We start from the raw sequence: 13,902 nt of genomic DNA, 5'->3' as shown, positions 1-13,902 counted from the left end.
TGAGTAATGTCCTTTGACTGTTGAGGGTACTTATAGGTGAAAACAATACTAGTAATAATTATTGCCTCTGTAAGCGGATTGTTTTTATTGGTGGAAGTCGGATTGCGATCGCTGTTTGGTTTTGGCAATCCCTTGCTCTATATTACTGATGAGCAAATTGGTTATCTGCTCTCTCCGAATCAGAAGACTCGACGTTTCGGTAATCGGATTGAGATTAATCAGTATTCCATGCGGGGAGAAGTAATTCAGCAGACACGTCCATCATCGACTTTGCGAGTATTTCTCATCGGTGATTCTATTGCCAATGGTGGATGGTGGACAGACCAAGAAAATACCATTTCTAGCTTATTACGTGAGTCCCTCTTGTCAGCGAAGCTTAACAATACTGACAAAGTAGAAGTATTAAATGCTTCTGCAAATTCCTGGGGACCAAGAAATGAACTGGCTTACTTAAAGCGTTTTGGGACATTTCAAGCTCAGGTAGTGGTGTTAATTATCAACACAGATGATTTATTTGCGACAGCACCGACTTCTTTACCCGTGGGGCGCGATCGCAATTATCCTGATCACAAACCACCTCTGGCAATCCTAGAAGTCATCCAGCGTTATGTTTTAAAACCCCAGCCTATCCCAGAGATGACAGCAGTTTATCAAGAAGGTGGCGATCGCGTAGGAGTTAACCTGACAGCAATTAGTGAAATTCATGATTTAGTCAAAGAAAATCAGAGTCAATTTCTGTTAGTGATGACTCCCCTGATTCGAGAGCTAGAGGAGAAGGGTTCCCGTGACTACGAAATTCAAGCACGACAAAGATTAGTAGAGTTTACCCAGAAGCAAAAAATTAACTATATAGATTTTCTCCCGATATTACAAAAAGAAACTGATGCCAAATCTTTCTACCATGATCATATTCATTTGAATTTACGGGGTAATCAGTTAGTCACCAAAACCATCGAGAATAAATTACTCGAAACCCTATAGAACAGGAATTATTAGATATAAATCTCTCCTAATAACTTATCTTAGTGCCGAGAGGAATAGGTTTTTATTCTAATTGAGTTATTGATTATTGCTGGCTATTCAGGGAAAACCATGAAAGTATAATTACATACAAGCAAATATCTGATATAAAATTCAATTTTTCCAAGAAGTGCCTTTAGTAATTACATCTTCTAGTAAATTAATGTCAGATAATTTATATTTTGAGAAACAGTCTTCAATCTAGCGCGTTACAACTGAGACAATCGGGAGGAGGAATATATTTACATATAAGAGTTGATTAATATTTTTTTAACAACATTTGACACATTCATGTCGATATATGTCAATGTACTTATATGTATTTTTTGGGTATTTATCTACATAAATAAAATGGTTATATTTGCGGTATAATAATTGCTGTTAAGTATAAAAATATGTTTTTTTGCTATTTTTTAAAATACGAATTATAGATTTTAAATGATTATCAATTATAGCTGTAATGCATTTATAGTAAGCTTTCTGCTCTTGATAGCCTAAAGTTGTCAGTCAATATTTAGGTAAAAATAGAAATGTAAGTACTACTCATCACTCAGATATATAGAATTATCAAAATTATCAGAGTGTAACTCCGTAACTCAAAGGTATTGATGAACTATCGTCTCAAGGTGGATGGTAAATATAAAAAATCAGCCTACACTGAATATATTCAGAAGACGAAGCTGAAAGCGCCTGATTTTGCTGTCAAGCAAAGTACCTTGCCGAATGAAAATTTATGATAGGTGCATTCGTCTACAGTTTTCCCTTTAAAAAAGGAAAAGTCCTATGTACAAACCTTATCTCCCCTCTGACGGTTTACCCGCTTATCAAATTTCTCCTCGTGATGAGTTATTACTCAGTCAATTAGAAGAAGCTATAGTTCAACGTTTTTTTAGAGCTTGCGATCCAGTGACTAGAACTTTGTTATCTAGTTGTCATTGGTATTTCACAGTTAGAGCAAATGTCTTAACACTAGTGATTAATTGCCACAGCAAAGATAGTTACTGGTTTATTCAGAATGCACTATTTACCATCGCCACTAAATTAAAACTCTTTGCAAATAAAGCAATAATCAAAATTAATCCTCCTATTGATCAAGGTAAATCTTGGCACATTCGCATTGATGATCCAGAAACAGTAGGAGATTAGTCTCCAGGGGTAATTTTTCATATCTCCAGAATCATGGCGATCGCTCGTGTTTTAAATCTCTGAAAATTGCTCATCTCCCTGACTCCTTTCAAAAGTTGGGGAGCTTATACTCATTACTTTTGCTATCATAATTTCTGAAAGGCTGTTTCTTCAAGTCAATCTCAAGATGCTGAAGCAAAAATAATTGCAAATTTTGGATACTTTAAATTAAAAAATATAGCTCCAAAAGCTGAATCTACCGATATTAGTGACTAAAAATAATAAGTTTTGACAACATTAATTTCAGCCAACAATAATGATGATTATCTTAATTATCTGTATATTTTATGAAAATCTCTAATTACTAGGAACTTTGATAAGTATTTCTTGCCAACAAGGCAGCACCAAAAGCAGGTTCATTACGGGGTAAAATTACACCTACAAAATCATATTTACCAGTCATCCCTTGACTAAATTTTTCCCACATTCCCCATTGACTTTGCCAAACACTACCAGTAGTTACAATCTCTAACCGAATACCAGGGGTAAAAATTCTCTCAACCACGGAGCTACTTGCTGTCACCAAATAATCTACAGCTTGATTCATAATCTCGTTTGCTACTCTGTCACCTTTGGCAGCTGCGCGATCGACAATAGGTGATGTTGATAAACCTAAACCACCCACAGATGATTTATCTAAGAGGAAAAGTGAGGCGATTTTCACTAACATGGCTTCACCTAGTCTGTACAGTAAGATAAAAGCCAGGATTGCCCAGATTCTCTCTTGACGAAAATATAGCGTAATGATTTCTATAAAGTTATTGTTTTGAGTTTGATTTTCATTTGGTTTATCAATGGGTGCTTTGGGTAAAATCAAGAGATGCCAGAGAAATACGCCTGCCATAATTAAGCTAGATGAGATTAAAACTATCATCCAGATTAATGAATTATCTGCAATGTATTTTTCTAAATAACCCGCAAAGAACACTAGAAACCCGGAAGCAAAGATAGTGGCTAGGCGGTAGAATAAAGAGCGGATACCGACAAAGAAAGCTTGTTGTTCAGGATTGAGAGTTAATAAGTAAAAGCCATCATTGGCAATATCGTAGGTAGCAGAGATAAAAGCGCTTAATATTAATAATATTAAAGAAATTGCGAAAAAATTAGGTAATCTTAGGGAAAAAGCTGTACCGATGAAAGCACAAAATAGTAGCAAATTTGTAGTTAATATCCACTGACGTTTAGTGGAGTAAATATCAACAATTGGACTCCAAAACATTTTTATGACCCAGGGAAGATAAAGTAAGCTTGTCCAAAAAGTAATCTGTAGATTATCGACTGCAAGCTTCTTGTAAAGAATAGGAGATACTGTGTTGATAATGACGTAAGGTAAACCAGAAACAAAGTAGAGAGTGGGAATAAAATACCAAGGAGAACGAGACATATTTTTTATTGGTACAGTTTTGTTATCAGTATTGGTGAATTAAATTAAGTAATAAGTGGATGATTTTTTATTTTTATTTCAAATTATTGAATTTAAATCTAAACAATGGTGAAGTCTCAGTGCCTAAAATCACAATTAAAATACTTATTCAACAAGCTTTTAAATTGACACAGTTGTTTATGAAAGATATCTTACAGGTTTTCTGTAGCCAAGGACACAAAATTTCCTGGCACGAGCAACCCATCAAAAAAAATCGATGAATATCCGTATCCTTCTGTATTCAGTTTCCCGATAGATGAGTTACATTATTTATTCGTGGGTGAAACGTATTTAAGGTTAGGAAAAATGCGTGTTGAGTCAACTGCTACATCAGAAGAGGTGGTGAAACCTCCATCCAATGGTAAAAAAGCTGAAATGAAGCATCCCAAGCACAAGAAATTGTTGCTACCTGCTGCCAGTGAAGAAGGTTCTCGTACCTGGAAGATAGAAGATAGCGAAGCTTTGTACCGTATTGAGGGTTGGGGACAACCTTATTTTTCCATTAATGCTGCTGGTCATGTCACCGTTTCTCCCAAAGGCGATCGCGGTGGTTCTTTGGATTTGTTTGAGCTAGTCAATGCATTGAAGCAACGGAATTTAGGTTTACCCTTGCTGATTCGGTTTTCTGATATTTTAGAAGACCGGATAGAACGGTTAAATTCTTGTTTTGCTAAGGCGATCGCTCGGTATAATTACCCTGGTGTTTACCGTGGGGTTTTCCCTGTCAAGTGTAATCAGCAGCGTCATTTGATCGAAGATTTAGTACGTTTTGGTAAACCCCATCAATTTGGATTAGAAGCTGGTTCTAAGCCAGAGTTGATGATTGCTCTAGCATTGTTAGATACCCCCGGTGCTTTGCTTGTTTGCAATGGCTACAAAGACCGAGAATACATCGAAACCGCGATGTTAGCACAGAGACTCGGACAAACACCGATTATCGTGCTAGAGCAGGTAGAAGAGGTTGATTTAGTTATTGAAGTCAGTCGTCAGTTGGGAATTCAACCGATTGTCGGGGTGCGAGCAAAACTCAGTACCCAGGGAATGGGACGTTGGGGGACTTCCAGTGGCGATCGCGCGAAGTTTGGCTTAACAATTCCGGAAATTATCCAAGCAGTTGATAAGTTACGGGATGCAAACCTGTTAGGTTCCTTGCAGCTACTGCATTTCCACGTCGGTTCTCAAATCTCCGCAATTAATGTCATCAAAGATGCAATCCAAGAAGCTAGTCGAATTTATGTCGAATTAGCAGCCTTGGGTGCAGACATGAAATACTTAGATGTGGGTGGTGGTTTAGGTGTCGATTATGACGGTTCCCAAACCAATTTCTATGCCTCAAAAAACTATAATATGCAGAACTACGCCAATGATATTGTGGCGGAGTTAAAAGATACTTGTACGGAGCGCAACATTGCCGTACCCACCTTAATCAGTGAAAGTGGCAGGGCGATCGCCTCCCATCAGTCTGTTCTCATCTTTGATGTTCTCAGTACCAGCGAAATTATCGCGGAAACACCAGAACCACCCAAGGAAGGAGAACCCCCAGTTATTACCTATCTCTGGGAAACCTATCAATCTATTAACGACGAAAATTTCCAGGAGTTTTACCACGACGCTGCTCAATTTAAAGAAGAAGCTATCAGTCGTTTCAATCTGGGAATTCTCACTCTCACCGAACGGGCTAAAGCTGAACGTCTATACTGGGCTTGTTGCCACAAAATTCTCAGTATTATTAGAAAATTAGATTACGTACCTGATGAGTTGGAAGACTTAGAAAAAATCATGGCTTCCATCTATTACGTGAATCTGTCAGTGTTTCAATCGGCACCGGATTGTTGGGCGATCGACCAACTATTCCCCATCATGCCCATTCATCGCTTGAGTGAAGAACCAAATCGTAGGGGTATTTTAGCAGACTTAACCTGTGATAGTGACGGCAAAATTGACCGTTTTATCGATTTGCGTGATGTTAAATCTGTTCTGGAATTGCACGAGTTTCAACCCGGTGAACCATACTATCTAGGAATGTTCCTCAATGGAGCATACCAAGAAATTATGGGTAATTTACATAACTTGTTTGGTGATACCAACGCAGTACATATTCAGCTCACACCCAAAGGTTACCAAATTGAACACGTAGTCAAAGGGGACACCATGAGCGAAGTTGTTAGTTATGTACAATACGACTCGGAAGATATGGTGGAAAATATTCGCCAGCGCTGTGAAAAAGCGTTAGAGGAAAAACGCATTACCCTCGCTGAATCCCAGCGATTGCTACAAACCTACGAACAAAGTCTCAGAAGATATACCTATTTGTATCCTTAGGTTCGGAGGAATGGGAACTGGGGAACATCAAAACCCTTGCTCCCTCTCCAATCTAGGGGTGATAGTATGTCGAGTTGACTACTTAGAACTAAGGCAGCAGAAAACAGGGAGAAAGAGAATTTTCCAATTTCTGCATACACAATTTATGTCGCAAGTTATTATAAGGGCACTCGTTGATAAACTTTCACCACTTTGATATTTGCCAAGGTTCCATCTGTACAACCTGTGACAAATCCACCGCAATTTTTAACTGTCTGCAAATATTCTATCGTTTCTAGGGTAATGACTTCCCCAGGCATTAAGACGGGAATCCCCGGAGGATAGGGACAGATGGTTTCTGCACAGATATGACCAATTGTTTCACGGATAGGTAATATCTGATGGGGGGCAAAAAATGCGCTTCTGGGAGAAATTTGCACATAGTCATCCACCTTGAAAAGATTCTCCCACAAAATCGGCTGTTGGGAGGTAAATTTTTCAGAACCATATTCTTGGGTAAGTCTACTCAAGCTATCAATGAGTCGTTGAATATCTTCCTGGGTATTACCGATGGAGATAATAAATGTCAGGTGTTTTAGGGAGGCAAATTCCGGGGTGACAGCATATTTTTCATCCAGGATTTCCTCAGCGACAAAACCTGTCATACCCAGAGAGGAGACATTGATAGTCAGACGAGTCGAATCAAGGCAAGAGCCAGGAGTTAGGGGAAAGAAGGAGGGTAAGGAAATGTGGGTGCGAGCCAGGTGAGCAAGTTCTAGGGTATGGGTAAGAAGCTCTTTGCCAGAGATTGCCATTTGTTGGCGAGCAGCATCTAGGGAAGCTAGGAGAAGATAGCTAGGGCTGGTAGATTGGACAAGTTGTAAAGCTTGACGTAGGCGATCGCGGTTAATTCTATTTCCCTGAAGGTGCAACATGGAAGCTTGGGTAAAAGCACCGAGGGTTTTATGGATAGATTGTACAGTTAAGTCTGCACCAGCAGCGAGGGCTGAGAGGGGTAATTCCGGATGAAAGGCAAAGTGTGCGCCGTGGGCTTCATCTACCAACAGAGGAATATGATATTCATGGGCAATATTGGCGATCGCCTGCACATCACCACAAACACCGTAATAGGTGGGGTATACCATCATCACAGCTTTGGCATCAGGATGTTTTTCTAGGGCAGTGGCGACGGTTTGGGGTGTGATACTGTGGGCAATATCCAGGGTGGTGTCGTATTCCGGATTGAGAAAAATCGGCATTGCTCCGGAAAGAATTAAACCGGCGATCGCTGATGAGTGAACATTCCTAGGTAAAAGAATTTTATCCCCATCCCCACAGGTAGCTAAAATTGCCGCCTCAATTCCACAGGTAGAACCATTCGCCAAAAACCAGCTATGACTAGCACCAAATAGAGCAGCAGCTAATTCCTGTGCTGCTTGGATAACTCCGCAGGGTGCAAAAAGATTATCTAACTCCGCTAACTCTGGCAAATCATGACGGAAAATATCTCTACCAAATATCTCTGCTAATTGGGGAGAAATTCCCCGCCCTTGTTTATGTCCAGGAGTGTAAAAAGCTGCATGAAAACGCTCTGCGTTGACTTTCAGGGCATCTAAAAGGGGTGTTTGCTTTTGATTAAGCATTTTTCAAATTTATCAAGGTCAAGACTAATTTATATCTCAACGAAGAAAGACTATCTCTGCGAAATAACATCTCATGACACAACAGAGTGCCCAAGTCAGTTAAGATAACCTCTGGACTGCAAACTTGAAATAGTATATAGCGAAAATGTTAAGAGCCGGTATTGTCGGACTACCCAACGTAGGCAAATCTACTTTATTTAATGCTTTAGTGGCAAATGCTAAAGCTGAAGCTGCCAACTTTCCCTTTTGTACAATTGAACCCAATGTCGGAGTGGTTGCAGTACCAGACGATCGCCTGAATGTTTTGGCGAAAATCTCCAGTTCTGCACAGGTGATTCCTGCACGGGTAGAATTTGTGGATATTGCAGGTTTGGTAAAGGGTGCAAGTCAGGGTGAGGGTTTAGGAAACCAATTTCTTTCCCATATTCGAGAAGTAGACGCGATCGTCCAAGTAGTGCGTTGTTTTGAAAATGATGATATCATCCATGTCGCTGGTTCCGTTGACCCAGTACGGGATATTGAAATAATTAATTTAGAACTTGGTTTAGCTGATTTATCACAAATTGAGCGACGCATTGAACGTACTCGCAAACTTGCACGCACAAGTAAAGAAGCACAGGTAGAAATAGCCATACTAGAAAAAATTGCTGCCGCTTTAAATGAGGGTAAATCTGTACGTCAAGTTGCTTTGAATGCAGACGAATTAGAGATAATTAAACCCCTAGGGTTACTCACTAGCAAACCCATTATCTATGGTGCAAATGTTTCTGAAGACGATTTAGCCACAGGTAATGCTTTTGTGGAAAAAGTCAGAGAAGTTGCTGCCCAAGAAAATGCTCAAGTAGTAATTGTCTCTGCCCAAGTAGAATCAGAATTAGTAGAATTACCCGCAGAAGATAGAGCCGATTTTCTCGCTTCCTTAGGTGTGGAAGAAGGTGGATTAAAATCCTTAATTAACGCTACCTACGCCTTACTCGGTCTACGTACCTACTTTACCACAGGACCCAAGGAAACTCGCGCTTGGACAATTCACACCGGAATGTCTGCACCCCAAGCAGCAGGGGTGATTCACAGTGATTTTGAGCGAGGATTTATTCGGGCTGAAACTGTTGCTTACAATGATTTAGTCACCTGTGGTTCTATGGGTGCAGCTAAAGAAAAAGGACTAGTTCGCAGTGAGGGAAAAGAATATACTGTGCAAGAAGGTGATGTGATGTTATTCCGATTCAATGTGTAACTCACGAAATCCGTACTTCTAAGGGTGGGTTTACAAATATGCTCCAACCATTCACGAATATATCGTGAACCCGCCCCTACTGTTTTGTAAGAAATACCAGCTTACTCATTACTCCCTACTCCTTACTCCTTACTCATTACTCATTACTCCTTACTCATTACTCCCTACTCCTTACTCCTTACTCCCTAGTAACCTTTTCCCAACTTCTTTGAGGAAGTTTATTGACTCTTAATTCCTCAGTGAATAATGAAACATGGTTTATTTGTCGGTTTATTGACTCTTGACTTTATTTACCTAGCAGAATCTCCTCCTCAAGAGAATCAAAAAATAGTCGCCAGTGATTACACCGTTGCCGCAGGGGGACCAGCAACCAACGCCGCCGTAACTTTTAGTTATTTGGGTAATTTTGCCAAAATTTTAGGTATTGTGGGTTCTCATCCAATAACGGGGCTAATTCGTGGAGATTTAGATGCCTATGGCGTGGCGATCGCCGACTTGGAACCGAATCATGTCTATCCACCACCAGTGTCATCAATTATTGTGACTCAAAGTAGTGGCGATCGCGCTGTCATTTCCCTAAATGCTGCCAAAACACCAGCTAATACCACCACCATTCCGGCAAATATTCTGGAAAATATCGATATTATCCTCATCGATGGACATCAAATGGTAGTTAGTCAAGAAATGGCTATCATGGCAAAAAATCAAGGAATTCCCATTGTCATTGATGGGGGTAGTTGGAAACCTGGATTTGAAAATATATTACCCTATGTTGATTACGCCATCTGTTCTGCCAACTTCCATCCCCCCCATTGCCACACAGAACAAGACGTATACAACTACCTCCAAACATTCCCAATTCCTCACATTGCCATCACCCACGGAGAAAAACCCATCACCTACTCCCACCACGGGCAAATCTCCCAAATAGATATTTGTCCAACACCAACAATTGATACACTAGGAGCCGGAGATATTTTTCATGGTGCTTTTTGTCACTACATTCTCCAAGAAAATTTCCCCAATGCCCTCGCATCTGCCAGTAAAATAGCTGCCCTTTCCTGTCAATACTTTGGCACTCGTCAATGGATGCAACATTCAGGTGATGGGTAGTAATTGAGTTAACAATTCATGCACAATCCTTCCCTGTAACAAATAATCCACCTGCCCACACTCCTCCTGTACAGACGGGATATATCGCGTCTCTCCCTACTCCCTAATCCCTACCCATGTCAAACCTGCCAGAAATCCTTTCCCTCACCCGCACAGTTGCTTGGGAAGCCGCAAATATCTTGCGCTCCTACTACAACGGAACTGAAAGTAAAAATTTAAACACAACTTACAAAGATGATGAACCAGTTACTGCTGCGGATATGGCAGTCAATCAACACATTCTGCAACGTCTACAAGCAGAGCTAGGTAATCTTGAATTTACCTATATAACCGAGGAAACATACAAAACAGGACAGTCTCCCCAAAACCATACACCCTGGGCATGGATTATCGACCCCTTGGATGGTACTAGAGATTTTATCGAAAAAACTGGAGAGTATGCAATTCACCTTGCCCTTGTTCAAGAGCATCGCCCCATTTTATCAGTAGTGGCAATCCCAGAAGCGGAAAAAATATACTACGCTATCAAAGACGGTGGCAGCTTTGTGGAAACCATTAATGGTACAACTAAACCTCTTAAAGTTTCATCAGACAAGCCTCTAGAAGATTTAACCCTGGTTGTCAGTCGTAGCCATCGCAATCAGAGATTAAATCATTTGTTAGCAAATTTACCGTGTCAAAATCATAAATCAGTTGGTAGTGTGGGTGGAAAGATTGCCACAATTGTTGAGCAGCAAGCAGATATTTATATTTCTCTTTCCGGAAAATCAGCCCCTAAGGATTGGGATATTGCCGCACCAGAACTAATTTTAACAGAGGCTGGTGGTAAATTTACTCACTTTGATGGTAGCCCCCTACTGTATAACACAGGAGAGATTAACCAGTGGGGTGGTTTACTTGCAAGTAATGGAGAACATCATCAGATTCTCTGTAATACGGCAGAAAGTATTTTGCAAAATTTCTCCCCCCAGGAATGAAATGAGAGAAAATCTTGCCTCTGTCTCAGTTTACTTATACAGATTTTAAGTATCTGTCAATCTCTCCTCATCAAAGATTCAGCATTTACGCTCATCCTGAAGGAAGTGAAGGGAATTAACACCAAGACAACACCCCTTTGGGTGAATCTATCGGGTGAAGCGAATTTTCTGACATTCGATGATGATAATTCTTAAGGTAAGTCAGACGAATGTGAAGCTGAATCAGCAAAGCATCCGGAACTTTACTCCTAGACTTTGTAGCTTAGTGTGTTCCCTAAAAAACAAATTAACTGCATAAGATTGCTGAACCAAAACGTAATAGATATTAAGAGTCATCAGGGAATCGGTTCGGCATCCAGTCTAAAAAAAGGAGAAAACATATGACTAGCTTTACTCAAATTCAACACCGTTACGACTTTCTTTATCCTTTACGTCAATGGCTAGAGTCTACTAAGATTCAAAATCCAGAATTTGCTCATTTTCTTTGTAAGCTCATCCCTGCTCAATGTCCTTTTGAAAGAGATGTCGTAGTTTTCGGGTGTAAACTTTTTCACATCCCCCCCATGTGCAAACTCAATCCTCTCTATGAAGAAGTAGTTGGATTGCGCTTCAAAGCTCTATGCTATTTAGCTGATGAATGTGGTGAAGATATCTCTGCCTACTGCTAAAACTAGAAATGGCAATAGTAAAAGTACAATGAAATTGGTAATTATATCCATATTTCCAAAGATGAATAATTCCGCGCCATAATTTTATACTGCTCCCATATTCGCTTCCAGTTGCCAAGAAGCTCCGAAAGATTTTATTAATCTATTTCCCAGAATATTTTGACAAAACTGGCAATCAGGGCTTTATAGTGATTGAAGTTCATCACAGTTATCGATAACTCTGTATTATTTTTAGCTATATCTCTAGATAAGATTGGCAATGATTGCCTGATTCCTATTCTCTATATTTTTAATAATTAATTTTCCTGCCTAGGTATAGTTTTCGTAAGAATCCAGTACCTAGGCAATTAAACATAGTGCAATAATTCTTATCAGTATTTTTGCCTGTTATGTATGTAAGATGAGCAGAAAATGATAGATAATTAGCCAGTTTTTTGTCAATAACTGTATATTAATTCGATTTGATGTGTTCAAAGTCTATGACATCGCACATTTTGCTGGTAGAAGATGAAGTTAAGTTAGCTCGCTTTGTTGAGTTGGAACTTAACTATGAAGGATATCAGGTGACAGTTGTCAATGATGGCTTAACAGGTTTAACTACAGCACGGGAATCCCACCCTGATTTAGTCATCTTAGATTGGATGTTACCTGGTTTGTCGGGTTTGGAAATTTGTCGGCGATTACGCAGTACGGGTGATCAGGTTCCAATTATCTTGCTGACAGCAAAGGATGAGGTTAGCGATCGCGTGGCAGGTTTAGACGCTGGTGCAGATGATTATGTTGTCAAACCCTTTAGCCTAGAAGAGTTGTTAGCAAGGGTAAGAGCGCATTTACGTCGCACCCAGGAAGTAGATTTAGACATTTTACTGTTTGAAGACTTGAAGTTAAATAAACGTACCAGGGAGGTACATCGGGGAGAAAGATTAATCGAATTGACAGCTAAGGAGTTTGATTTATTGGAGTATCTGCTGATTCACCCTCGACAAGTCATCACCCGCGATCGCATTCTCGAAGCCGTTTGGGGTTACGATTTTATGGGTGACTCCAATATTATCGAAGTTTATATTCGCTATCTTCGCCTCAAATTAGAAGCGAATGGAGAGAAGCGTCTAATTCAGACGGTACGTGGTGTCGGTTATGTACTAAAAGAATAGATGGTAATCTTAGCTAATTCCCAGAATTTTCTCAGCAGAAATTCATCAAACTAGGGTTAGATGAGGAAAATTAGGTAAAAAGGGATTGATTAATTAAGAAAGAATCATGAATAATGGGAGATTGCTATTCCCTAAATTTTTCGCTGCTTATCTAATTTTCCATTCCCTACTACCTCAACCCTATTCAAAATTTCCATGACTTATCTTGAAACAGCTGCTCAATTCTACAGTGAAGTTGCTCAAACACCGGAGATTGGACTTTGTTGTGTGCAAACCACACCCTTACAACTCCCCGGATTAAATATTCCTCAGCAAATGCAAGATATGAACTATGGGTGCGGAAGTACAGTTCATCCCACAGAATTAGTCAATGAGCCAACTGTTTTATATGTAGGAGTGGGTGGAGGTTTAGAAGCTCTACAATTTGCCTATTTTACCCGTCGTCGTGGAGGGGTAATTGCAGTCGAACCGGTTGCGGAAATGCGAGAAGCTGCAAGCAAAAACTTACAAATTGCGGCTGAAATTAACCCTTGGTTTGATATGAGTTTTGTTGAAATTCGCGAAGGTGATGCTTTTAATTTACCAGTTATAGATAATTCTGTCGATGTTGTTGCTCAAAATTGCTTATTTAACATTTTTGAACCTGTCGATTTACAGCGAGCACTGCAAGAAGCATATCGAGTATTAAAACCCGGTGGTAGATTGCAAATGAGTGACCCCATTGCTACCTTTCCGATTCCCCAACATTTGCGAGAAAATGAACAATTGAGAGCAATGTGTTTATCTGGAGCAATTACCTATGAAGAGTATATTCAACAAATCATTGATGTTGGTTTTGGTCAAGTAGAAATTCGCGCCAAACGACCCTATAGACTTCTAGATATTCATACCTATAACTTAGAGAAATCCCTACTTTTAGAAAGTTTAGATTCTGTGGCTTTTAAAGTTCCTATTCCTGAGGATGGAGCTTGTATTTTTACAGGCAAAACAGCTATTTATGCAGGCAAAGAATCATTCTTTGATGATGGAGCGGGGCATATTTTAAGTAAAGGTCTACCTGCTGCTGTTTGTGATAAAACTGCTGCTAAACTTGCAAGTATCATGCCAGAAGAAATTATTGTAACTGATTCCACTTGGCATTATGATGGCGGTGGTTGTTGTTAATATTTGTAGAGATAATT

The 13,902-nt window shown here is 39.8% G+C and carries 11 protein-coding genes; 9 read left to right on the top strand and 2 right to left on the bottom strand.

The features are described from left to right. Positions 1-36: 36 nt before the first annotated feature. Both IJ00_RS21185 and IJ00_RS21180 read left to right on the top strand, forming a co-directional pair. Positions 37-981 carry an SGNH/GDSL hydrolase family protein gene (locus IJ00_RS21185; RefSeq protein ID WP_035156416.1) on the top strand — a complete coding sequence of 315 codons (945 nt, stop codon included), beginning with the start codon at positions 37-39 and terminating at the stop codon, positions 979-981. Positions 982-1,803: 822 nt separating this feature from the next. After that, a complete protein-coding gene (locus IJ00_RS21180; RefSeq protein ID WP_035156414.1) occupies positions 1,804-2,166 on the top strand; it encodes a hypothetical protein in 363 nt (120 codons plus the stop codon). A 343-nt stretch (positions 2,167-2,509) separates the two neighbouring features. Here IJ00_RS21180 and IJ00_RS21175 read toward each other — a convergent pair whose 3' ends face one another. Continuing rightward, positions 2,510-3,589 (bottom strand): MFS transporter, encoded by a 1,080-nt coding sequence (locus tag IJ00_RS21175; protein WP_052754509.1) that lies wholly within the window; start codon positions 3,587-3,589, stop codon positions 2,510-2,512. A gap of 345 nt (positions 3,590-3,934) precedes the next feature. On the opposite strand from IJ00_RS21175, the gene speA reads away from it, so the two are divergent. Then, positions 3,935-5,950, top strand: a complete 2,016-nt coding sequence (gene speA / locus IJ00_RS21165) for a biosynthetic arginine decarboxylase (RefSeq protein WP_035156408.1) — start codon at positions 3,935-3,937, stop codon at positions 5,948-5,950. A gap of 158 nt (positions 5,951-6,108) precedes the next feature. On the opposite strand, the gene IJ00_RS21160 is transcribed toward speA, so the two are convergent. Next, positions 6,109-7,572 carry an aminotransferase class I/II-fold pyridoxal phosphate-dependent enzyme gene (locus IJ00_RS21160; protein WP_035156405.1) on the bottom strand — a complete coding sequence of 488 codons (1,464 nt, stop codon included), beginning with the start codon at positions 7,570-7,572 and terminating at the stop codon, positions 6,109-6,111. A gap of 145 nt (positions 7,573-7,717) precedes the next feature. On the opposite strand from IJ00_RS21160, the gene ychF reads away from it, so the two are divergent. From ychF to arsM, 6 genes are all read left to right on the top strand, one after another. After that, on the top strand, positions 7,718-8,809 hold the full coding sequence (ychF, locus tag IJ00_RS21155; RefSeq protein ID WP_035156402.1) for a redox-regulated ATPase YchF: 1,092 nt from the start codon (positions 7,718-7,720) through the stop codon (positions 8,807-8,809). A gap of 243 nt (positions 8,810-9,052) precedes the next feature. Continuing rightward, on the top strand, positions 9,053-9,922 hold the full coding sequence (locus tag IJ00_RS21150; protein WP_371259652.1) for a sugar kinase: 870 nt from the start codon (positions 9,053-9,055) through the stop codon (positions 9,920-9,922). 116 nt (positions 9,923-10,038) lie between these two features. Beyond that, positions 10,039-10,899, top strand: a complete 861-nt coding sequence (locus IJ00_RS21145) for a 3'(2'),5'-bisphosphate nucleotidase CysQ (protein ID WP_035156396.1) — start codon at positions 10,039-10,041, stop codon at positions 10,897-10,899. Between the two features lie 380 nt (positions 10,900-11,279). Next, positions 11,280-11,567 carry a Mo-dependent nitrogenase C-terminal domain-containing protein gene (locus IJ00_RS21140; RefSeq protein ID WP_035156394.1) on the top strand — a complete coding sequence of 96 codons (288 nt, stop codon included), beginning with the start codon at positions 11,280-11,282 and terminating at the stop codon, positions 11,565-11,567. A 479-nt stretch (positions 11,568-12,046) separates the two neighbouring features. After that, the gene (locus IJ00_RS21135; protein ID WP_035156391.1) at positions 12,047-12,721 is read left to right on the top strand and encodes a response regulator transcription factor; all 675 of its coding nucleotides are present in this window, start codon (positions 12,047-12,049) and stop codon (positions 12,719-12,721) included. A gap of 195 nt (positions 12,722-12,916) precedes the next feature. Further along, on the top strand, positions 12,917-13,885 hold the full coding sequence (gene arsM, locus IJ00_RS21130) for an arsenosugar biosynthesis arsenite methyltransferase ArsM (RefSeq protein WP_035156389.1): 969 nt from the start codon (positions 12,917-12,919) through the stop codon (positions 13,883-13,885). Positions 13,886-13,902: the final 17 nt, after the last annotated feature.

This window comes from Calothrix sp. 336/3, assembly GCF_000734895.2.
GTDB lineage: Bacteria > Cyanobacteriota > Cyanobacteriia > Cyanobacteriales > Nostocaceae > 336-3.
Note: the sequence above shows the minus strand (reverse complement) of the source record. Positions and strands in the feature narration are given on the sequence as shown.

What these genes read in the sequence shown, in the direction of transcription:
- IJ00_RS21175 (WP_052754509.1), bottom strand. Translation starts at nt 3,589, where the DNA reads ATGTCTCGTTCTCCTTGGTATTTTATTCCCACTCTCTACTTTGTTTCT.
- IJ00_RS21140 (WP_035156394.1), top strand. Translation starts at nt 11,280, where the DNA reads ATGACTAGCTTTACTCAAATTCAACACCGTTACGACTTTCTTTATCCT.
- IJ00_RS21135 (WP_035156391.1), top strand. Translation starts at nt 12,047, where the DNA reads ATGACATCGCACATTTTGCTGGTAGAAGATGAAGTTAAGTTAGCTCGC.
- IJ00_RS21160 (WP_035156405.1), bottom strand. Translation starts at nt 7,572, where the DNA reads ATGCTTAATCAAAAGCAAACACCCCTTTTAGATGCCCTGAAAGTCAAC.
- IJ00_RS21180 (WP_035156414.1), top strand. Translation starts at nt 1,804, where the DNA reads ATGTACAAACCTTATCTCCCCTCTGACGGTTTACCCGCTTATCAAATT.
- ychF (WP_035156402.1), top strand. Translation starts at nt 7,718, where the DNA reads ATGTTAAGAGCCGGTATTGTCGGACTACCCAACGTAGGCAAATCTACT.
- arsM (WP_035156389.1), top strand. Translation starts at nt 12,917, where the DNA reads ATGACTTATCTTGAAACAGCTGCTCAATTCTACAGTGAAGTTGCTCAA.
- IJ00_RS21145 (WP_035156396.1), top strand. Translation starts at nt 10,039, where the DNA reads ATGTCAAACCTGCCAGAAATCCTTTCCCTCACCCGCACAGTTGCTTGG.
- speA (WP_035156408.1), top strand. Translation starts at nt 3,935, where the DNA reads ATGCGTGTTGAGTCAACTGCTACATCAGAAGAGGTGGTGAAACCTCCA.